At 72.2% G+C, this 21,004-nt stretch carries 18 protein-coding genes; 14 read left to right on the top strand and 4 right to left on the bottom strand.

Annotated features, from left to right (window positions below):
• Window positions 1-29: 29 nt before the first annotated feature.
• The 10 genes from sufD to MicB006_RS16410 all read left to right on the top strand — a co-directional run bounded on the left by sufD (window position 30) and on the right by MicB006_RS16410 (window position 11,667).
• On the top strand, window positions 30-1,172 hold the full coding sequence (gene sufD, locus MicB006_RS16455; protein WP_116507238.1) for a Fe-S cluster assembly protein SufD: 1,143 nt from the start codon (window positions 30-32) through the stop codon (window positions 1,170-1,172).
• The gene (locus tag MicB006_RS16450) at window positions 1,172-1,516 is read left to right on the top strand and encodes a non-heme iron oxygenase ferredoxin subunit (protein ID WP_064445305.1); all 345 of its coding nucleotides are present in this window, start codon (window positions 1,172-1,174) and stop codon (window positions 1,514-1,516) included. Before sufD ends, MicB006_RS16450 begins: the two co-directional genes overlap by 1 nt.
• Window positions 1,516-2,289 carry a Fe-S cluster assembly ATPase SufC gene (gene sufC, locus MicB006_RS16445; protein WP_073831401.1) on the top strand — a complete coding sequence of 258 codons (774 nt, stop codon included), beginning with the start codon at window positions 1,516-1,518 and terminating at the stop codon, window positions 2,287-2,289. Before MicB006_RS16450 ends, sufC begins: the two co-directional genes overlap by 1 nt.
• 8 nt (window positions 2,290-2,297) lie before the next feature.
• Window positions 2,298-3,602, top strand: coding sequence for a cysteine desulfurase (locus MicB006_RS16440; protein ID WP_073831400.1), 1,305 nt, complete (start codon window positions 2,298-2,300; stop codon window positions 3,600-3,602).
• Window positions 3,602-4,075 (top strand): Fe-S cluster assembly sulfur transfer protein SufU, encoded by a 474-nt coding sequence (sufU, locus tag MicB006_RS16435; protein WP_073831445.1) that lies wholly within the window; start codon window positions 3,602-3,604, stop codon window positions 4,073-4,075. The genes MicB006_RS16440 and sufU overlap by 1 nt, the downstream gene beginning before the upstream one ends.
• Complete coding sequence (locus MicB006_RS16430; RefSeq protein ID WP_370013338.1) at window positions 4,072-4,527, top strand: metal-sulfur cluster assembly factor; 456 nt, start codon at window positions 4,072-4,074, stop codon at window positions 4,525-4,527. Before sufU ends, MicB006_RS16430 begins: the two co-directional genes overlap by 4 nt.
• Window positions 4,528-5,045: 518 nt before the next feature.
• Complete coding sequence (locus tag MicB006_RS16425) at window positions 5,046-5,672, top strand: LysE family transporter (RefSeq protein ID WP_116507236.1); 627 nt, start codon at window positions 5,046-5,048, stop codon at window positions 5,670-5,672.
• 204 nt (window positions 5,673-5,876) lie between these two features.
• Window positions 5,877-9,569 (top strand): M12 family metallo-peptidase, encoded by a 3,693-nt coding sequence (locus MicB006_RS16420; RefSeq protein WP_225980391.1) that lies wholly within the window; start codon window positions 5,877-5,879, stop codon window positions 9,567-9,569.
• 85 nt (window positions 9,570-9,654) lie between these two features.
• A complete protein-coding gene (locus MicB006_RS16415) occupies window positions 9,655-10,293 on the top strand; it encodes an acVLRF1 family peptidyl-tRNA hydrolase (RefSeq protein WP_192900083.1) in 639 nt (212 codons plus the stop codon).
• A gap of 162 nt (window positions 10,294-10,455) precedes the next feature.
• Window positions 10,456-11,667 carry a hypothetical protein gene (locus tag MicB006_RS16410; protein ID WP_116507232.1) on the top strand — a complete coding sequence of 404 codons (1,212 nt, stop codon included), beginning with the start codon at window positions 10,456-10,458 and terminating at the stop codon, window positions 11,665-11,667.
• A 69-nt stretch (window positions 11,668-11,736) separates the two neighbouring features.
• Here the strand turns inward: MicB006_RS16410 and MicB006_RS16405 are convergent, their stop codons facing one another.
• Window positions 11,737-12,651, bottom strand: coding sequence for a neutral zinc metallopeptidase (locus MicB006_RS16405; RefSeq protein ID WP_073831443.1), 915 nt, complete (start codon window positions 12,649-12,651; stop codon window positions 11,737-11,739).
• Window positions 12,652-12,898: 247 nt separating this feature from the next.
• Between MicB006_RS16405 and MicB006_RS16400 the strand changes: the two genes are divergently transcribed.
• Window positions 12,899-14,506, top strand: coding sequence for an ABC-F family ATP-binding cassette domain-containing protein (locus tag MicB006_RS16400; protein ID WP_073831396.1), 1,608 nt, complete (start codon window positions 12,899-12,901; stop codon window positions 14,504-14,506).
• A 311-nt stretch (window positions 14,507-14,817) separates the two neighbouring features.
• Here MicB006_RS16400 and MicB006_RS16395 read toward each other — a convergent pair whose 3' ends face one another.
• Window positions 14,818-15,420, bottom strand: a complete 603-nt coding sequence (locus MicB006_RS16395; protein ID WP_225980390.1) for a cadmium resistance transporter — start codon at window positions 15,418-15,420, stop codon at window positions 14,818-14,820.
• A gap of 732 nt (window positions 15,421-16,152) precedes the next feature.
• On the opposite strand from MicB006_RS16395, the gene MicB006_RS16390 reads away from it, so the two are divergent.
• The 3 genes from MicB006_RS16390 to MicB006_RS16380 all read left to right on the top strand — a co-directional run bounded on the left by MicB006_RS16390 (window position 16,153) and on the right by MicB006_RS16380 (window position 19,313).
• Window positions 16,153-16,380 carry a helix-turn-helix domain-containing protein gene (locus MicB006_RS16390; RefSeq protein WP_007072022.1) on the top strand — a complete coding sequence of 76 codons (228 nt, stop codon included), beginning with the start codon at window positions 16,153-16,155 and terminating at the stop codon, window positions 16,378-16,380.
• 46 nt (window positions 16,381-16,426) lie between these two features.
• Window positions 16,427-17,194, top strand: coding sequence for an enoyl-CoA hydratase/isomerase family protein (locus tag MicB006_RS16385; protein ID WP_116507230.1), 768 nt, complete (start codon window positions 16,427-16,429; stop codon window positions 17,192-17,194).
• 136 nt (window positions 17,195-17,330) lie between these two features.
• The gene (locus tag MicB006_RS16380; RefSeq protein WP_116507228.1) at window positions 17,331-19,313 is read left to right on the top strand and encodes an ABC transporter ATP-binding protein; all 1,983 of its coding nucleotides are present in this window, start codon (window positions 17,331-17,333) and stop codon (window positions 19,311-19,313) included.
• 104 nt (window positions 19,314-19,417) lie between these two features.
• On the opposite strand, the gene mug is transcribed toward MicB006_RS16380, so the two are convergent.
• On the bottom strand, window positions 19,418-20,038 hold the full coding sequence (gene mug, locus MicB006_RS16375) for a G/U mismatch-specific DNA glycosylase (RefSeq protein WP_116507226.1): 621 nt from the start codon (window positions 20,036-20,038) through the stop codon (window positions 19,418-19,420).
• A gap of 184 nt (window positions 20,039-20,222) precedes the next feature.
• The gene (locus tag MicB006_RS16370) at window positions 20,223-20,984 is read right to left on the bottom strand and encodes an SDR family oxidoreductase (RefSeq protein WP_073831392.1); all 762 of its coding nucleotides are present in this window, start codon (window positions 20,982-20,984) and stop codon (window positions 20,223-20,225) included.
• Between the last annotated feature and the right edge of the window lie 20 nt (window positions 20,985-21,004).

The raw sequence follows: 21,004 nt of genomic DNA, 5'->3' as shown, positions 1-21,004 counted from the left end.
ACCTCGTCGCAGAACAGACCAAGGAAGAGATGACTACCCAGGCTTCCGCACCGCCCACGACCAAGTCGCAGGCGCTCCGCTCGTACGACGTCGCCGACTTCCCGGCCCTGACCGGCCTGGAGGAGGAGTGGCGCTTCACCCCGCTCAAGCGCCTGCGCGGCCTGGCCACGTCGGCGCAGGGCGCGACCGGCACGGTCCGGCACGAGTACGGCGACCTGCCCGAGGGCGTCACCGTCGACCGGATCGGCCGGGACGACCCGCGGGTGGGCAGCGTGCTCACCCCGTTCGACCGGGTCAGCGCGCTCGCGTACGGCGGGGCCGACGGCGCGCTGCTGGTGCGGGTCGCCCGCGACGCGGTGGTGGAGCAGCCGGTGCGACTGCGGGTGGTCGGCGAGAACGCCGAGGCGCTCGCGTTCGGCCACACGTTCGTCGAGGTGGACCGGTTCGCCGAGGCCACAGTGGTGATCGAGCACGTCGGCTCGGCCACGCTCGCCGACAACGTCGAGGTGTCGGTGGGTGACGGGGCGAAGCTGACCCTGGTCACCGTCGCCGACTGGGCCGACGACGCGGTGCAGGCGCAGCACCTCAAGGTGCGGCTGGGCCGCGACGCCCGGATCGTGCACGTGCAGGTCAGCCTTGGCGGCGACCTGGTCCGGCAGTACACGTCGGTGGAGTACACCCAGCGCGGCGGCGAGGCCGAGCTGTACGGCGTCTACTTCGCCGACTCCGGCCAGCACCTGGAGCACCGGCAGCTTGTCGACCACACCGTGCCGGACTGCCGCAGCAACGTCGGCTACCGGGGCGCGCTGCAGGGCGACGACGCGCACACGGTCTGGGTCGGCGACGTGCTGATCCGCGCCGAGGCGACCGGCACCGACACGTACGAGATCAACCGGAACCTGCTGCTCACCGACGGCGCGCGGGCCGACTCCGTACCCAACCTGGAGATCGAGACCGGCGAGATCGCCGGCGCCGGGCACGCCAGCGCGACCGGCCGGTTCGACGACGAGCAGCTGTTCTACCTGATGGCCCGGGGCATCCCGGAGGCCGAGGCGCGGCGCCTGGTGGTGCGCGGCTTCTTCGCCGAGCTGATCAACAAGATCCCGGTCGAGGAGCTGCGCGAGCGCCTGGGCGACGCGATCGAGGCCCGGCTGGCGAAGGCCGGCGCCTGATGCTCAAGATCTGCTCCACCGAGGACGTGCCGAAGGGCACCGCGATCAGCGCCGACGTGGACGGCGTGCAGGTCGCGATCGTGCACGGCGAGGACGACGTGTTCTACGCCGTGCACGACGAGTGCTCGCACGCCGCCGTGGCGCTGTCCGAGGGCGAGGTCGAGGGCTGCACGCTGGAATGCTGGCTGCACGGATCCCGTTTCGACCTGCGTACCGGTGAGCCCACCGGCCTGCCCGCGACCGAACCCGTACCCGTCTATTCCGTCGAAGTCCGTGACGGCGACATCTACCTTTCCGTGGACGGCGACGGCCGTCCGCTGCCGAGCAATGGAGTGACCCGCTGATGAGCACCCTGGAGATCCGCGACCTGAAGGTGTCGGTCAAGCTGCCCGAGGGTGAGCTCAAGCCGATCCTGCACGGGGTCGACCTGACCGTGCGCTCCGGCGAGACCCACGCGATCATGGGCCCGAACGGCTCCGGCAAGTCGACGCTGGCGTACTCGATCGCCGGTCACCCGAAGTACGAGATCACCGGCGGCGAGGTGACCCTCGACGGCGAGGACGTGCTGTCCATGTCCGTCGACGAGCGGGCCCGCGCCGGCCTGTTCCTGGCCATGCAGTACCCGGTCGAGGTCCCCGGCGTGTCGGTGGCCAACTTCCTGCGTACCGCCAAGACCGCGATCGACGGCGAGGCACCGAAGCTGCGCACCTGGGCCGGCGAGCTGCGCGGCGCCATGGAGAAGCTCCAGATGGACCCGGCGTTCGCCCAGCGCAACGTCAACGAGGGCTTCTCCGGCGGCGAGAAGAAGCGGCACGAGATCGTGCAGCTGGAGCTGATCAAGCCGAAGATCGCGATCCTCGACGAGACCGACTCCGGCCTGGACGTGGACGCGCTGCGCGTGGTCAGCGAGGGCGTGAACCGGGTGCGTGACACCGGTGACACCGGCCTGCTGCTGATCACCCACTACACCCGCATCCTGCGGTACATCAAGCCCGACTTCGTGCACGTCTTCGTGGCCGGCCGGATCGTCGAGCAGGGCGGCCGGGAGCTGGCCGACAAGCTCGAGGAAGAGGGCTACGAGCGGTACGTCGCCGGAGCCGGCGCGGCGCGGGCCTGAGACTCGACATGACCTCGATGGCCATCCCGGCGGGCATGCCGCAGTACGACGACGTGCCGCGCTTCGACGTGGCGAAGGTGCGGGCCGATTTCCCGATCCTCGACCGGGAGGTCAACGGCCACCCGCTGGTCTACCTGGACAGCGCCAACACCTCGCACAAGCCGCGGCAGGTGCTCGACGTGCTCGCCGAGCACTACGCGCTGCACAACGCCAACGTGTCGCGCTCGGTGCACACGCTGGGCACCGAGGCCACCGAGGCGTACGAGGGCGCGCGGGCGAAGATCGCCGCGTTCATCAACGCGCCGAGCGTCGACGAAGTGGTGTTCACCAAGAACTCCACCGAGGCGATCAACCTGGTGGCGTACGCCTTCTCAAACGCCTCGCTGCGCGCGGACGGCGACCCGCGGTTCCGGCTGGGCCCCGGCGACGAGATCGTGATCTCCGAGATGGAGCACCACTCGAACATCGTCCCGTGGCAGCTGCTCGCGGAGCGCACCGGCGCGACGCTGCGCTGGTTCCCGGTCACCGACCAGGGCCGGCTCGACGAGTCCGGCCTGGACGACCTGGTCACCGAGCGGACGAAGATCGTCTCGCTGGTGCACATGTCGAACATCCTCGGCACCGTCAACGCGACCTCGCGGATCACCGCGCGGGTCCGTGAGGTCGGCGCGCTGCTGCTGCTGGACTGCTCCCAGTCGGTGCCGCACCTGCCGATGGACGTGGTCGACTACGACGCCGACTTCATCGTCTTCACCGGGCACAAGATGTGCGGCCCGACCGGCATCGGTGTGCTCTGGGGCCGGGGCGAGCTGCTCGCCGCGATGCCCCCGGTGATGGGCGGCGGCTCGATGATCGAGACGGTGACCATGGCGGGCTCGACGTTCGCCGCGCCGCCGGCCCGGTTCGAGGCGGGCACCCCGCCGATCGCCGAGGCGGTCGCGCTCGGCGCGGCGGTGGACTACCTCACCGCGATCGGCATGCCGGCCATCCAGTGGCACGAGAAGGAGCTGACGGCGTACGCGCTGGACGCCCTCGCCACCGTGCCGGGCCTGCGGATCTTCGGCCCGACCGTGCCGGTGGGCCGGGGCGGGACGATCTCGTTCGCGCTCGGTGACGTGCACCCGCACGACGTCGGGCAGGTGCTCGACTCGCTCGGCGTGCAGGTGCGGGTGGGCCACCACTGCGCCCGCCCGGTGTGCACGCGGTTCGGGGTGGCGGCCACGACGCGGGCGTCGTTCTACCTCTACACCACCACCGCGGAGATCGACGCCCTGGTGGCGGGTCTGGAACAGGTGCGGAAGGTGTTCGAGTGATGCAACTCGACCAGCTCTACCAGGAGATCATCCTGGATCACTACAAGCACCCGCACGGCCGCGGCCTGCGGGAGTCGGCGGACCCGGCGGCCCGGGTCGGCGAGGCGCACCACGTCAACCCGACCTGCGGCGACGAGATCACCGTGCGGGTGGCGACCGACGGCACGGTGTTCACCGACATCTCGTACGACGGGATGGGCTGCTCGATCAGCCAGGCGTCGGCGAGCATCCTGCACGAACTGCTGCGCGGCCGGGCCGCGAGCGACGCCGCCGTGGTGCACGAGGCGTTCGTGCAGTTGATGTCCGGGCGGGGCCAGGTCACGCCGGACGAGGACGTGCTCGGTGACGGGGTGGCGTTCGCGGGTGTCGCGCGCTACCCGGCCCGGGTCAAGTGCGCGCTGTTGTCGTGGATGGCGTTCAAGGACGCCGCGGCACGCGCCGGGGTGGGCGTGAGCCCGGAGGTGAAGGCATGAGCGACGAGACCAACATGACCTCGGAGACCGGCGCGGTGGCGACCGACGGCACGGTTGCCGGTGGCGCGGCCGTCAACGGGACTGTTGCTGACGGCGCGGCCGCGGGCGCGGTGGCGTCGGCCGGCGGCAAGGCCGCGGTCGGCGACATCGAAGAGGCGATGAAGGACGTCGTCGACCCCGAGCTGGGCATCAACGTGGTCGACCTGGGCCTGGTGTACGGCGTCCACGTCGACGACGACAACATCGCCACCCTGGACATGACGCTGACCTCGGCGGCCTGCCCGCTGACCGACGTGATCGAGGACCAGGCCCGGCAGGCGCTGACCACCGGTCCCGGCGGCGGCCTCGTGAACGACATCCGGATCAACTGGGTCTGGCTGCCGCCGTGGGGCCCCGACAAGATCACCGACGAGGGGCGCGACCAGCTCCGCTCGCTCGGCTTCAACGTCTGACAGTTCTCCCTGTCCCGCCACGGGCGCGGCACCCCTGACGGGGTGCCGCGCCCGCAGCGTCTGCTGCCCCCCCGGGGGAGATATTGGAAGGAGAAGGCCCCTCTGAGGGCCACTTCCTTCCAAGATCTCTCCGTTTCCCTCATGTCGAGACGCGGCTCCCTCATGCTGGGAAAAGCGTCACATGTTCGCTTGATCGACACCATTACGCCGAAGTGGTGTGGTCGGAGTGGCTCTGATGCCGCCACATCGGCGTAATGGTGTCGATCAAGGTGGGATGACAGCACCGTCACTGGCGGCGGGGCCAGAAAACAGCTAGATCTCGTGCCAAGATCGCCAGCCCCGCCCCGCCCAGCCCAGCTCAGACCAGGCGCTGGAAAAGTGGTCGCGGGGTGGGGGAGCGGGGTGCAGGATGAGCGGGTGATCGAGGCGTACCCGAAGCAGGCTCCTGTCCGTGCGGCCACCGCCGCGCGTCGACAGCGCGCCCTGCCCTCGGCCGCCTCGCCCCACCACCCGTCGTCGTGAGCGGGGCGTTCCTGGCCGGCCTGGTCGCCGGCTACGGCGTCGCCATTCCGGTCGGCGCGATCGCGATCCTCATTCTCGGGCTCAGCGCCCGTACCTCGTTCCGGGTCGGTGCGGCGGCGGCGCTCGGCGTGGCCACCGCCGACGGTCTCTACGCGGCAGTGGCGGCGTTGGGCGGGGCCGCGGTGGCGAGCCGGCTCGCGCCGTTCGCGGGTCCGCTGCGGCTGGTCGCCGCCGGCGTGCTGCTGGCCCTGGCCGGCCTCACCGCCTGGCGCGCGCTGCGCCCGCCGGCCACCACGCAACAGCCGAGCGCGCGGGGTGGGCTGGACACGCCGGTGCGGGCGTTCGACGCGGTTCTCGCGTTGACCCTGCTCAACCCGGCCACAGTGGTCTACTTCGTGGCGCTCGTCCTCGGCCGGGGCGACGTGCTCGGATCCGCCCCGGTTCGCGCGGCCGCCTTCACCGCCGGGGTGTTCCTCGCCTCGGCCAGCTGGCAGTTGCTGATCGCCGGCGGCGGCTCGCTGATCGGCCGGGCCCTCACCGGTCCCCGTGGGCGGCGGGTCACCGCGCTGCTGTCCAGCGTCATCATCGCCGCCCTCGCGGTCGCCACAGTGCTCGGTGTCTGACTCGTCTCGGCCTTGTGAGGCGCGGATCCCGCGAGCGGGGACGACCTTAAGCACCGTCCACGTGGAACCGCATCCTCTTTGCGGGTGATGTTCGCAGTCGCTAGTGGTCCTAGGGTCACGGAACAATCCGTGGACCGTTCACGTACGTCCGGTCATCCCCGCCGGTCGTCCGTCGATCCACACTCGACCCAGCAGGGAGAAGACTTGAGGATCACCCTGTGGCGTCCGCCGCGCGACCGGCAACCCGCCCGGCGCGGACGGACCGCTGCCCTCCTCGTCGCCGCGCTGGCCGCGGCGACGCTTCCCGTTCTCGCGGCGCCCACGCCCGCCTCCGCCGCGCCCGGCGTCCACGGACCGTGGCAGAAGGTGGACGGCAAGCCGGCGGCCACGAAGGCGGGCCGCAAGGCCGCCGTCAAGGCCAAGCGGCTGGCCGCGTACAAGCTGGACCGCGGCACCATGCAGGGCCTGCTGGACAAGGCGCCGGCCGAGAAGCGCGTGGCGGTGGCCCGGGTGCCGAAGCAGGTGGTGTCGCTGCCCGCTCCGGACGGCACGTTCCAGCGCTTCGAGCTGGTCGACTCGCCGGTCATGGAGGCCGGCCTGGCCGCGAAGCACCCGGACATCACCACGTACGCCGGCAAGGGCCTGGACGACCCGACCGCGACCATCCGCGCGGACCTCACCCCGCTCGGGTTCCACGCCTCGGTCCGCTCGGCCAAGGGCAACTGGTACATCGACCCGTACTACCAGCGCGACCAGAGTCTGTACGCGAGCTACTTCGCCCGCGACCTGGAGCACCCCGAGGGCGAGTTCGTCGAGCGTGAGGACGTCACGCAGGAGGCGCACGCGCTGGCCGAGGAGATCGCCGAGGCGGAGGTCCCGGCCGGGCCGCTGGTGAAGCTGCGCACCTACCGGGTGGCGCTGGTGACCGACCCGTCGTACGCCACCTACTTCGGCGCGGAGAACGTCACCGCCGCGAAGGTGACGCTGATGAACCGGGTCACGCAGATCTACGAGGACGAGACGGCGATCCGGCTCGTGCTGATCACCGACACCGACAAGACGAACCTGAACACGCCGGCCCTGGCCACCGAGCCGAACGGCCCGTGCGGCGCGGCGGCCTGCTTCACGCCGGCACAGCTCACCTCCTGCGGCAGCGGCACGCTCAGCCGTAACCGGATCGTGCTCGGCCAGCTGGTCGGCGCGAGCAACTACGACGTGGGCCACATCGGCCTGGGCGTCAACGGCGGCGGCGTGGCCAGCCTCGGCGTGATCGGCGGCAACGGCAAGGCGCAGGGCTGCACCGGCCTGCCGACACCGGTCGGCGACTTCTACGCGGTCGACTACGTCTCGCACGAGATGGGTCACCAGTTCGCCGGCAACCACACCTTCAACGGCACGCAGTACAACTGCTCGGGCGGCAACCGCAGCGCTGCCAACTCGTACGAGCCGGGCAGCGGTTCGTCGATCATGGCGTACGCGGGCATCTGCCAGCAGGACAACCTCCAGCCGCACAGCGACCCGTACTGGTCGCACCGCAGCTACACCGAGATCACCAACTACGTCACCTCGAACCGCCCGGCGATCAACGAGGTGCAGACCGTCTCGCTGTACGGGTTCGACGCCGACGGTGACTCGTTCACCGTCAGCTACGCGGGCAGCGACTCGGCGCCGATCGTGCGGGGCGTCAACTACACCACCGCCGGCATCAAGGCGGCCATCGAGGGCATCGCCGGCTGGCCGGCCGGCGCGACTGTCACAGTGGCCGCGTTCGGTGGCAGCGGCACGCTCAACGACAACGGCTTCCAGGTGACGTTCGGCGGCACGCTGGCGACCACCAACGTCGCGTCGCTGGAGCTGACGAACGCCTCCGGCGCCTCCGGTTTCGTCGGCGAGACGGCCAAGGGCGGCGCCATCGACAACGGCGGCTGGCTGGTCGAGGAGACCACCAACCACGCCCCGGTGGTCACCGTGCCGGAGACCGTCACCATCCCGGTGCGTACGCCGTTCGCGCTGACCGGCAGCGCCACCGACGCCGACGGCGACACGATCACGTACCTGTGGGAGCAGAACGACAGGGGCGCCACGACCGGCACCGCGTTGACCAACAACACGAAGGTCAACGGCCCGCTGTTCCGGGTGTTCAGCGAGGCTGCGATCGTGTCGCCGACCGACACCCTGAAGTACTACTCGCCGGGTCTGAACGCGGTCAGCACCGATTCGACCCGGGTCTTCCCGGACATGCGGCAGATCCTGGCCGGCAACACCAACGCCACCACCGGCGCCTGCCCGGCGGCCCCGGCGCCGCCGGCCACCGGTGGCGCCTCGAACGTGCCGGCCGAGCTGGTCGACTGCTACTCCGAGTTCCTGCCCACCCGCGACTGGGTCGGCATCGCGGGCGACCGTACCCTGCACTTCAAGCTCACCGCCCGGGACGGGCGGCTGGGTGGCGGCGGCATCGGCAGCGGCGACGTCGCAGTGGTGCTGGCGCCGGACGCGGGTCCGTTCCTGGTGACCTCGCAGGGCGCCGCCGCCGTCCTGGACGGCGGCTCGGCCCAGACCGTGACGTGGGACGTGGCCGGCACCGACGCGGCGCCGGTGAACGCCGCGCAGGTGAAGATCTCGCTGTCCGCCGACGGCGGGCTGACCTTCCCGTACGTGCTGGCGGAGCAGACCGCCAACACCGGCTCGGCGACGGTGACGCTGCCGAACGTGGCTACCGAGAAGGCCCGGATCAAGATCGAGGCGGTCGGCAACGTCTTCTTCGACGTCAACGACGCCGACTTCACCATCCGGTCCGCCCCGGCCGTCACCAGCACCGCCCCGGACGGCGTACGCGTGCAGTACAGCGACGCGCTCTCGCCTGCCGTCACGGTCACCGCCACCGACGGCGACACCACGGGCGCGGACCTGACCGCCGCCGCCACCGGGCTGCCCGCCGGCCTGTCCCTGGCCGTCACGAGCACCTCGGCGACCGACACCCGGCCGGGCTCGCGTACCTGGACGGTTGCCGGCACCACGACGGCGGCCCCGGGTGACTACCCGGTAACGGTGACCGTCTCCGACGGCTCGGGCCTGACCGGCAGCACCTCGTTCACGATCACGGTCGCCGCCGAGGACGCGGCGGTGAGCTGGGCCGGTGACACGCTGGTGAACACCGCGACCAGCGGCGCCTCCGGCAAGGCCCTGCTGCGTGCCGTGATCCGGGACAGCTCGGTGCTGCCCGGAGCGACGGACACCACCGCGGGCGACGTCCGGACCGCCACCGTCACCTTCACCAGGGACGGCGTGACGCTCTGCACCGCCGTGCCGGCCCTGCTCGGCACGGCCACCACGAGCGCCTCCGCGACGTGCGAGGCCACCCTGCCGAAGGGCACGCACACCGTCACCGCGACTGTGGGCGGCAACTACACGGGCAGCACCACCGCCCAGGTGACAGTCGCCGTCTCCGACGGCGGGTTCCTCACCGGCGGCGGTCACCTCACCGCCACCCGCTCGGCGGGCACCTACCCGGCCGACGTGAACTCCACCGTCGAGGTGGAGCTGAACGCGAAGCCGGGCAAGGCGAACAAGCCCGCCACGGGCAAGGCCGAGGTCGAGTTCCGCTCCGGCGGGAAGGCGTACACGATCAAGGCCGACACCGTCGACGCGCTCGGCGTCACCTCGGCGGGCAAGGCCGCCCAGGTGCGCTACCAGGCCGCCCTCTACGACAACAAGGGCAAGCTGGTGGCCTCCGGCCTGACGCTGGCCGTCACGGTGACCGACCGGGGCGCCCCCGGTAGGAACGACACCGTCGGGGTCACGCTCTGGAAGGGCGGCTCGCTGCTCTTCTCGTCCGACTGGACGGGCGGCGGCACCGCCGAGGTCAACCTGAAGGGCGGCAACCTCACCGTCCACTGATCCACGCGGTAGACGCGGGAGGGCACCGGTCACGGTGTCCTCCCGCGTTGCGTTCCCGGGTCCGGCGATGGCGTACCGTCGGGCCATGAGCAGCCGACCCGCCGCCGGCGGCGGCCGGTGGGTCGAGGTCGACCCCGGCCGCGTCGCCCGCTGGGTCGAGGGCTTCACCGACCGGCACGGTCCGCCGGCGACGACCGTCCAGGAGTACGGGCTGCTGCTCACCGCCCCGGACGACGCCACCGCCGAGCTGCACACCCCGCCCGGCGCGAGCGCGTCGGACGACGTACCCGGATTCGTCGCCTCTGCCACGGCGGCCCGCCGGATCGGTCTGCTCCTGGCCCGCAAGGGCGCTGTCGCCCTCGGCATCGCCGACGGCGCCGACCTGGTGGTCTCCAAGGTGGACACCCGGTACGTCCAGGGCCGTACCGCGGCGGGCGGCTGGTCCCAGCAGCGGTTCGCCCGGCGGCGTGACAACCAGGCGAAGGCGGCGCTGGGTGACGCGGCCGAGCTGGCCGTACGCCTGTTGCTGCCGGAGGCGGGCACGCTGACGACGCTGGTGTGCGGCGGCGACCGGCGCGCGGTGGACACGGTGCTGGCCGACCGGCGGCTGGCCCCGCTGACGGCGCTGCGCGCGCCGCGCCTGCTCGACGTGCCGGAGCCCCGGCACGCCGTCCTGGTGGCCGCCGTCGCCGCCGCCCGGGCGGTCCACATCCTGGTCCGCTGAACAGGAAAGATCACCTCAAGACGGCTCAATCCCGCTCCTCGATGGTGCATCGAATCGACTCGATGCCTATCGTCGGTGTCACGAAGCCGGGTCTCCGGGCGACCCGCAGGGCAGCTTCGCCTCCGCCATCACGCGCCGACATCGTTGGGAGAGAACAACTTCATGAGCGGATATCAGGACGGCCGCCTGCGGGCCCGGTGGCGCCGCGCGACGAGACTCCTCGTCGCGGCGGCGGCAATGAGCGCCGGAAGCCTCGTGCTCACCGCCACGCTGACCGCGGGTACGGCGAACGCGAGCCCGGTGCAGCGCGCCGTGCTCGCCGCGCCCACCGTCAGCAGCGTCACCGCGGGCGGCGCGCACACGTGCGCGATCAGCACCGACGGGGGACTGTGGTGCTGGGGCTCGAACTACGGCGGTCAGCTCGGCGACGGGACCACCACGAACCGCAGCGCCCCGACGCAGGTCGGCACCGCCACCTGGACGAACGTCGACGCCGGCTCCGGGCACACCTGCGCGGTCCGCACGGACGGGACGCTGTGGTGCTGGGGCTCGAACTTCCGGGGTCAGCTCGGCGACGGGAGCACCACCAGCCGCAGCACCCCGGTGCAGGTCGGCACCGCGATCACCTGGGCCAAGGTCGACGCCGGTCCCCAGCACACCTGCGCGATACGCACCGACGGCACGCTCTGGTGCTGGGGCTTCAACCGGACCACCCAGCTGGGCGTCGGCGCCTCGCCGTACGTCGCGAACACCCCGTTGCAGGTCGGCACGGCCACCGACTGGGTGAGCGTCTCGACCGGCTACGGGCACACCTGCGGTGTCCGCACCGGCGGCACGCTCTGGTGCTGGGGGTCCAGCTCGGACGGCCAGCTCGGGCTCGGCAACCTGGCGCCCCAGACCGCGCCCGCGCAGGTCGGCACCGCGACCGGGTGGACCGGCGTCGCGGCCGGGTACGCGCACACCTGCGGGATCCGCTCCGGCGCGCTGTGGTGCTGGGGTGAGAACGGATACGGGCAGCTCGGCGTGAGCGGCACGTACCGGACCGCGCCGGTGCAGATCGGCACCGCCACCACGTGGAGCCGGATCGCCGCGAGCAGCGACACGACGTGCGCGTCGCGTACCGACGGCACCCTGTGGTGCTGGGGCAAGAACTCGGCGGGACAGGTGGGCGACGGCAGCACCACCCACCGGTCCGCGCCCGCCCAGGTCGGCACGGCCACCAGCTGGACCGGCGGCCTCGCGGTCACCGACCACGGCTGCGCGATCCGTACCGACGCCGGCCTGTGGTGCTGGGGCGACAACAGCGGTGGTCAGCTCGGTGACGGGACGACCGCCAACCGGTCCACTCCGGCTCAGGTGACGCTGCCGGCCTGACCGGCCCCGGAAACGACATCGGCCCGCACCGCCGTCTGCGGCGGTGCGGGCCGATGCGCGGCGCGGGGATCAGGCCCCGGCGCCGAAGGTGTCGCAGGACTTCGGGTCACCGGTGGTGAAGCCCTTGGTGAACCACTGCTTGCGCTGCTCCGAGGTGCCGTGGGTGAACTCGTCCGGGTTCACCGGGCGGCCGGAACGCTCCTGGATCGCGTCGTCGCCGATCTTCTCCGCGGCGTCGATGGCCTGCGAGATGTCCTCCTCGGTGATGCTCTTGAAGATCTTCTGCCCGCGCTCGTCGGCGGTGCCGGTGGCGTTCTTTGCCCACGCGCCGGCGTAGCAGTCGGCCTGCAGCTCCAGCTTCACCGACAGCGCGTTCGCGCTCTTCGGGTCACGCTCCTGCTGGCGGCGCATCTGCGCCTCGGTGCCGAGCAGGTCCTGCACGTGGTGGCCGTACTCGTGGGCCAGCACGTACGGCTGGGCGAACTCGCCCTTGGCGCCGAGCTGGTCGGCCAGCAGCCGGTAGAACGTGAGATCGATGTAGACCTGGTCGTCGGCCGGGCAGTAGAACGGGCCGACGCCGGAGTCGGCGGCGCCGCAGGCGGTGCTGACGTTCTGGCTGAAGAACACGGTCTTCGACGGCTTGTACTGCTCGCCGAACGCCTCCGGCATCGCGGTACGCCAGTACGCCTGGATCGAGTTGACGTAGAGGGTGTTGCGGCAGTCGAGCTGCTCCAGCGCGTCCTGCGCCGAGCACTTCTGCTCCAGCGAGGTGTTGTCACCCTGCTCGGAGCCGCCGCCGTTGGTGGCGGCGTTGAGGCCGAAGCCGCCACCCACCAGGGCGACGAGCACGGCGATGATGATGCCCACGATCCCGCCCCGGCCACCGCCGACCGGGATCGGAATGCCCATCCCGCCGCCTCCGCCGGACCCTCGCCGGTCGTCCACCTGGCTGGTGTCGACGCGCGCGTTCTCGTTCAGCTCCATGTTGACCCCGATCACCGATGTGTCCGTTTGTGATGGTTGCGGTACCGGACCGGGTCCGGACGGCGTTTTCGGTACCCGATGATCTTGCCCGGTAATCCGGCGGAGAGGGGCCGCCGGGCCCGGTACACTTGCTCCCGTGCTGCGCTGCGAAGGCTGAACGGCCCCGCGCCGACGGGAAATCACCACCCGCCGGCGCTTTCGCGTGCCCTGAGTCAGCCCTTCCGGACCCGAGAGCGAGTACTCCGAAATGATCACTGCCACCGGCCTGGAACTGCGCGCCGGTTCCCGGATCCTGCTGTCCGACACCACCCTGCGGGTGCAGCCGGGGGACCGGATCGGCCTGGTCGGGCGCAACGGCGCCGGCAAGACCACCACACTGAAGGTGCTCGCCGGGGAGGGCCAGCCGTACGGCGGCCAGATCGACCGGCGCAGCGCCATCGGCTACCTGCCGCAGGACCCGCGTACCGGCGACCTGGACGTCACCGGCCGGGACCGGGTGCTCTCCGCCCGCGGGCTGGACGTGCTCATGGCGCAGATGAAGGAACTGGAGAACAAGCTCGCCGAGGGCGCCGACGACGAGCGTCTTGTCCGCCGCTACGGCGCGCTGGAGGACCAGTTCGCCTCACTCGGCGGCTACGCGGCCGAGGCCGAGGCGGCCCGGATCTGCGCCAACCTCGGCCTGCCCGACCGCGCACTGGCGCAGACCATCGGCACGCTCTCCGGCGGTCAGCGCCGCCGCATCGAGCTGGCCCGGATCCTGTTCCGCGACGCCGGGGAGAACGGGGGCGGCATCCTGCTGCTCGACGAGCCCACGAACCACCTCGACGCCGACTCGATCACCTGGCTGCGCGGCTTCCTCGCCAACCACAAGGGCGGCCTGATCGTGATCTCCCACGACGCCTCGCTGCTGGAGGCCGTGGTCAACAAGGTCTGGTTCCTGGACGCCACCCGGTCCGTTGTCGACACGTACAACCTGGGCTGGAAGGCGTACCTGGAGGCGCGCGAGACCGACGAGCGGCGCCGCCGCCGGGAGCGGGCCAACGCCGAGAAGAAGGCCGGCGCGCTGATGGCGCAGGCGGACAAGATGCGGGCCAAGGCCACCAAGACCGTCGCCGCGCAGAACATGGCCCGGCGCGCCGAGCGGCTGCTCTCCGGCCTGGACGAGGTCCGCGTCGCGGACAAGGTCGCCAAGGTACGGTTCCCGAGCCCCGCCCCGTGCGGCAAGACGCCGCTGACCGCCACCGGCCTGTCCAAGTCGTACGGGTCGCTGGAGATCTTCACCGACGTCGACGTGGCGGTGGACCGCGGTTCCCGGGTGGCCATCCTCGGCCTCAACGGCGCCGGCAAGACCACGCTGCTGCGGATGCTCGGCGGGCTGCTGGAGCCGGACACCGGCGAGGTGCGCCCCGGGCACGGGCTGCGGCTGGGCTACTACGCCCAGGAGCACGAGACGCTCGACGTGGACCGGACGATCCTGGAGCACATGCGCAGCGCCGCGTCCGACCAGACCGACACCGATCTGCGCAAGATCCTCGGCGCGTTCCTGTTCTCCGGCGAGGACGTGGACAAGCCGGCCGGCGTGCTCTCCGGCGGCGAGAAGACCCGGCTGGCGCTGGCCACGCTGGTCTGCTCCGGCGCCAACGTGCTGCTGCTGGACGAGCCGACGAACAACCTCGACCCGGTCAGCCGCGAGCAGGTGCTCGACGCGATCGCCCGCTACCCGGGCGCGATCGTGCTGGTCACGCACGACCCGGGCGCGGTGAGCGCGCTCAAGCCGGACCGCGCCATCCTGCTGCCCGACGGCGACGAGGACGCCTGGTCCGACGACCTGCTGGAACTGGTGGAGCTGGCCTGACGCGCTCCTGCTCGGCCTTCCCCGCCTTTCCTCGTTGATCATGAAGTTGGCGGCACTTTTGGAGATCCACATCGCCGTCAACTTCATGATCGACGGGGTCGGGTAGGGGGGCTTGCCGCGCCGGGCTGAGCGGGCCTGGGTCTGGCCGGGCGAGCTTTGGGCCGGGTGGGCCTGGGCTCGGGGCGGGCGAGTTCGTGCTGGGTGGGCTTGGGTCGGGCGGGCTCAGGCCGGGCGGGGCCGGGCCGGGCCGGGCGGTCGGCGTCGGGTCGGGCGGGCCTGGTGTCGGGGCGGCGGGGCGCCTGCAGTGCCGGTCAGGTCAGGAGGGCGGCCAGGTGGGGGAGGACGCCGGAGGTGAGCAGGATGGTCGCGCCGATGACGATGAAGATCACCGGGACCAGCCAGTGGCCGGCGCGGCCGACCAGGGCCACCACCCGGGGGTGCCCGCCGAGCGCTGCGGCAACCGCGCACCACACGGCCACCAGCAGCGCGAACACCAGCAACCAGACCAGGCCGGTGGCCGGGCCGAGGGAGCGGAACACCGGTACGTAGACGGCGATGTTGTCCGCGCCGTTCGCCACGGTCACCCCGGCGACGCCCAGCAGGCTGCCGACCACTGCCGGCGGCTCGTCGTCGTCGGCGCGGGACAGCAACGCGCGGACGCCGAGCCCGATCGGCAGCAGCCCGAGCAGGCCGGGCCACGGGTCCGGCACGACGAGCAGCCCGGCGGCGGCCACCACCGCGATCGCGACGAGCGCGCCGATACCCGCGTACTGCCCGGCGACGATCTGCCACGGCCGGGGCCGGCCGCTGTGCCGGGCGGCCACGAAGAGCACGGTGAGCACGACGATGTCATCGAGGTTCGTGGCGGCGAAGACACCGGCAGCACCCGCCGCGGCCGTGATCACGTCAATCACCCCGGGCACGATACGGCCCGTCACACCGGACGTCCCAGCGCCAACCCAGGCCACCTGACCCCGCCCGCCGGCCCGGCTGGGTCCGGTCCGGCTCGGTCCGGTCCGTCTCGGTCCGGTCCGTCTCGGTCCGGCCTGGCTCGGTCCGGTCCGGCTCGGCCCGCTCCGCCTCGGCCCGCTCTTTCGGTCCCCACGCTCGGCCTGCTAGGTCGTCCGCTCAACCGTCTGGCCCGCTCGCCCGCTCGCCCGCCTGACCCCGCCCGCCCGGCCTGCCTTCGTGGCCTTCCCGCACGAACCATCCGCATGATCCACACCAGTTCGCCGAAGTGGAGGTGTCTGGAGCGCGGTGATGCAGCCACTTCGGGGAAGTGGTGTCGATCATGCGGGAGGATGCCGCCACTTCGCCGAAGTGGCGCGAAGTGAATCGTCGCCTGTCGATCGGTGGGCCGGTTGCGGGTGCCTCTCGTGCTTTCGGCGGCATGGACAGGCGGTCACGGGGCGGGGCGTGGGGCTTGGGAACCCGCTGCGATGCCGCCACCTCGCCGAACTGCCGCGGAGGGGCTCGTCCGGCGGGCCGGTACGGATCAGCCGGTCGGAAGGATCACTCTATCGGGAAGCTGACATTGCGTAGCGTGTCGGTTGGCGAATAGTTGATATCTGGCGCATGATCGTCCGAGGCGGTCTAATAGGTGGGACCGTATCCGAACCGCACAGTCTGGGACGTGAGGGATCAGCATGGCAGCCACCGGCACAGCCACCAGCACTGAGAAGGGTCGCCGGATCGTCGGGGCCGAGCGTCAGACGCTCGCCAAAGACCTGGTAAAGCGGTACACCGGGGGTGAGAGCATCCGTGCTCTGGCGGCCTCGACGGGCCGTTCCTACGGGTTCATCCACCGTGTGCTCACCGAATCCGGCGTGCAGCTGCGGCAGCGCGGCGGCGCCCGGCGCCGCAAGAAGGCGTGACCCGCCGCCCAGCGTCGTCCATCAGCGCAATGTTCCGGGCCGTCCGGTGACCGCCGAGACGACCGGAGTGCGCTTCGACTGCGACGGGCCGGTCGCGACGGTGACGTTGTGCCGGCCCGACGTGCTCAACGCGCAGACCCCGGCGATGTGGCGCGCGATGAGCGACTTCTCCCGCGACCTGCCCGGCGACGTCCGCGTGGTCGTCGTACGCGGCGAGGGGCGAGCCTTCTCCGCGGGCCTGGACCTGGCGGTCGCCGGTGCCACCGGGCCGGGTTCCTTCGCCGAGTTGGCCGCGCTCCCGGAGGCGGAATGCGCCGACCGGATCGCCGAGTTCCAGGGCGGCTTCACCTGGCTGCACCGGCCGGACGTCGTCTCGATCGCCGCGGTGCAGGGCCACGCCATCGGCGCCGGCTTCCAGCTCGCGCTCGCCTGCGACATGCGTGTGCTCGCCGCCGACGCCAAGCTCTCGATGGCCGAGGTGACGCTCGGCCTGGTGCCCGATCTGGCCGGCACGCGCCGCCTGGTCGAGCTGGTCGGCTATTCGCGTGCCCTGGAGATCTGCGCCACCGGCCGCCGGATGGACGCCGTCGAGGCGGACCGGATCGGCCTGGCCACGCTCGTGGTGCCGAACGACGAGCTGGACGCCGCGGTGCGTGACCTGTCGGCCGGGCTGCTCGCCAACAACCGGGACGCGATCGTCGAGATCAAGGCGCTCCTGGCGGGCGCCGCCAACCGTTCGCACGCCGAGCAGCAGCGCGCCGAGCGGGAGGCGCAGACCCGGCGCATCCGGGACCTGGCCGGCCGGGGCGAGTAACCGGCCCGGAAGCGCGATTTCGTAAGGACCGTTCGGGAAGAACTGGGTTACTCGCGAGGTTGTCACAGGCGTCTGGAGAATGGACTCCGACGATTCATGCTGCCTGACGACCCGGAGGTGACGCGTGTCCCACCCGATGGCCGGCGGCGGCATGGGCGGCTGGAGCATGCTCCGGTCGCTGCGTAACCGGGACGAGGTCTCCGCCCACGAGCTCAAGCGCGGCACCGCCCGGCGGATCGTCGCGTTCGCCCGGCCCTACCGCCGTGACATCGTCGTCTTCCTGATCACCGTGATCGTCGCCGCGGTCATCGGCGTGGCCACCCCGCTGCTCGCCGGCGACGTCATCGACGCGATCGCCGGGGCCGGCCCGGACGCCCGCTCGACAGTGGTCCGGCTCGCCCTGATCATCGCCGCGCTCGCCGTGGCCGACGCGCTCTTCTCCCTGGTCCAGCGGTGGTATTCGGCCCGCATCGGCGAGGGCATCATCCTCGACCTGCGCACCCGGGTCTACGACCACGTCCAGCGGATGCCGCTGCAGTTCTTCACCCGCACGCAGACCGGCGCGCTCGTGAGCCGGCTCAACAACGACGTGCTCGGCGCGCAGCGGGCGTTCACCTCGACGCTGTCCGGCGTGGTCAGCAACGTCATCCAGCTCGTGCTCACCGCCGCCGCGATGCTCGTGCTGTCCTGGCAGATCACCGTGCTGGCGCTGGTGCTGCTGCCGATCTTCATCATCCCGGCCCGCCGGGTGGGCCGGCGGCTGGCCGAGATCACCCGCGAGTCGTACAACCTCGACGCCAAGATGAACGCGACGATGACCGAGCGGTTCGGCGTGGCCGGAGCGCTGCTGGTCAAGCTGTTCGGCGCGCCGGAGGTCGAGGCCGACCGGTTCGCCCGCCGGGCCGAGCGGGTGCGCGACATCGGCATCCAGTCCGCGATGTACTCGCGGACGTTCTTCGTGGCGATGCTGCTCGTCGCGTCGCTGGCCCAGGCGCTCACCTACGGGGTCGGCGGCTGGCTGGCGGTGACCGGGGCTGTCAGCGCCGGCACCGTCGTCAAGCTCGCGCTGCTGCTGACCCGCCTCTACGGTCCGCTCACCGCGCTCTCCAACGTCCGGGTCGACGTGATGAGCGCGCTCGTCTCGTTCGACCGCGTCTTCGAGGTGCTCGACCTGCGCCCGTCCATCACCGAGAAGCCCGACGCGGTGCCGGTGCCGCGCCGCAGCGGCCGCGTCGAGTTCCGCGACGTGCGCTTCCGCTACCCGAGCGCCGCCGAGGTGTCACTCGCGTCGCTGGAGGAGGTCTCAACCCTCGACCGTACGGTGAACGAGCCGGTGCTCAAGGGCGTCTCGTTCGCCGTCGAGCCCGGGCAGATGGTGGCCCTTGTCGGCCCCTCCGGCGCCGGCAAGTCGACACTGTCCATGCTGATCTCCCGGATCTACGACGTCAGCGAGGGCCAGGTGCTTGTCGGTGGCGTCGACGTGCGGGACGCCACGCTCGCCTCGCTGCGCGACGAGATCGGCGTGGTCACCCAGGACTCGCACCTGTTCCACGAGACCATCCGAGAGAACCTGCGCTACGCCAAGCCCGACGCCACCGACGACGAGATCTGGGCCGCCCTGGCCGGCGCGCAGGTGGCCGACCTGGTCCGGGCGCTGCCGGACGGGCTCGACACGACAGTCGGCGAGCGTGGCTACCGCTTCTCCGGCGGCGAGAAGCAGCGCATCGCCATCGCCCGGCTGCTGCTCAAAGCCCCGTCGATCGTGATCCTGGACGAGGCCACCGCACACCTGGACTCGGAGAGCGAGGCGGCGGTGCAGCGGGCGCTGTCGGTGGCGCTGACCGGGCGTACCGCGCTGGTGATCGCGCACCGGCTCTCCACAGTGCGCGACGCCGATCAGATCCTCGTGCTCGACGAGGGCCGGATCGTGGAGCGCGGCCGGCACGACGAGCTGGTGGCCGTCGGCGGCCTGTACGCCGAGCTGTACCGCACCCAGTTCGCGGTCACCGACTCGCCGACGCCCCACGCCGAGGTGGAGCAGCCCGAGCCGGTGGTCACCACGGTGCCGATGGGCACCTACGTCGCCCACGAGGCCCTGCCCCCGGCGGCGGCCAACTAGCGCCCCCGCGAGGCCGGGCGGACCGGCGCCCGGGCCGAGGCGCCCCGGACGACCGGTGCCCTAGCCCGCGACGACCGGAGCCCTAAACCGCGACGATCGCAGCCCTAACCCGCGACGACCGCCGCGCGCAGCTCGGCGAACGCGGCGCCGAGCGTCTCCGGGGTGAAGTGGGCGTTCAGGCCGCTCGGGTTGGGCAGCACCCACAGCCGGGCCGGCCCGAGCGTCTCGGGCTGCGGCCCGAATCCGGCCTTCGGCCGGGTGAACCCGATCCGGTACGCGGTCACGCCGACAACCGCCACCCAGCGTGGCCGGTACCGCTCGACCTTCGCGGTGAGCGTGGCGGCGCCGTCGACGAGTTCCGTGGCGGTCAGCTCGTCGGCGCGGGCACTGGCACGGGCCACCATGTTGGTGATGCCGAGGCCGAGCGCGGGCAGCGTGTCCTGCTCGCTGGGGTGCAGCAGACGCGGGGTGAAGCCGCCCCGGTGCAGGGCGGGCCAGAACCGGTTGCCCGGCCGGGCGAAGTGCCAGCCCGTGGCCGCCGACCACAGACCCGGGTTGATGCCGACGAAGAGCACGTCCAGGCCGGGCGCGATCACGTCGGGCAGCAGCCGGTCGGCCGCCGCCGCGAGCTGCTCGCGGCTGGGGCGCGGGTGCCGCCGGGCGGGTGTGCCCGGGCCGGGCGCGGCCTCGGGCCGCCCGCCGCCCGGGCGCCGTCGATCGCTCACCTGCCCACCGCCCCGGGCGCCAGGCCCGCCGCGGGCGCGGCCAACCGCCCACGGCGCACCGCAGCCGCTGCGGAAAGCCCGCTGACCGGAGCCACGACCTCGGGAAGCCCGCTCACCGCAGCCGCTGCGGAAAGCCCACTCACCGCACCCGCCGTCGCAGGAAGCCCGGCCACAGCAGCCACTGTCACAGCCCGCGCAGCGCGCCGCCGTCGACCGGGACGGTCACCCCGGTGACGTACCCGGCGGCGGGGGAGAGCAGGAACGCCGCCACCCGGCCGAACTCCGCCGGGTCGCCGATGCGCCCCAGCGGGATCGCGGCCTCGGCCTGGGCTCGGGCCCGCTCGGGGTCGCCGGAGCCGGCCAGCAGCTCCCGGTTGCGGTCGGTCATGATCCGTCCCGGCAACAGGCTGACCACGCGTACGCCGCGCGGGCCGAACTCGTCGGCCATGTCCTTCGCCACGCCAGCCAGGCCCGGCCGCAGGCCGTTGGAGATGCCGAGCCCGGGCAGCGGTCCGCGTACCGAGGTGGAGAGCACCAGCCCGATCGCGCCGCCGTCGGTGAGCGCCCCGGCGACCGTGCGGGCGAGCCGGACGCTGCCGAGGAAGACCGTCTCGAACGACTCGCGCCACTGCTCGTCGGTGACCGAGGCCGCGGTGCCGGGCGGCGGGCCGCCGACCGAGATCAGCGCGCCGTCGAGCCGGCCGAAGTGTTCGCGGGCGGCGGCGACGAGGCGGTCCGGGGTGCCGGGGTCGGCGAGGTCGGCGGTGAGCCCGATCGCCCGCTGCGGGTCACCGAGCGCCTCGATCGCGGCGGCCACCCGTTCCGGGGCGCGCGCGGCGATGACCACCCGGGCGCCGTCGGCGACGAGTTGCTCGGCGGTGGCGAAGCCGAGGCCGCCGGAGGCGCCGGTCAGCACGTACACCCGGTCGGCGAGTCCGAGATCCATACGCCCGATCCTGCCGTACC

This window comes from Micromonospora sp. B006, from assembly GCF_003408515.1.
GTDB classification, from domain to species: Bacteria; Actinomycetota; Actinomycetes; order Mycobacteriales; family Micromonosporaceae; genus Micromonospora; species Micromonospora echinospora_A.
Note: the sequence above shows the minus strand (reverse complement) of the source record. Positions and strands in the feature narration are given on the sequence as shown.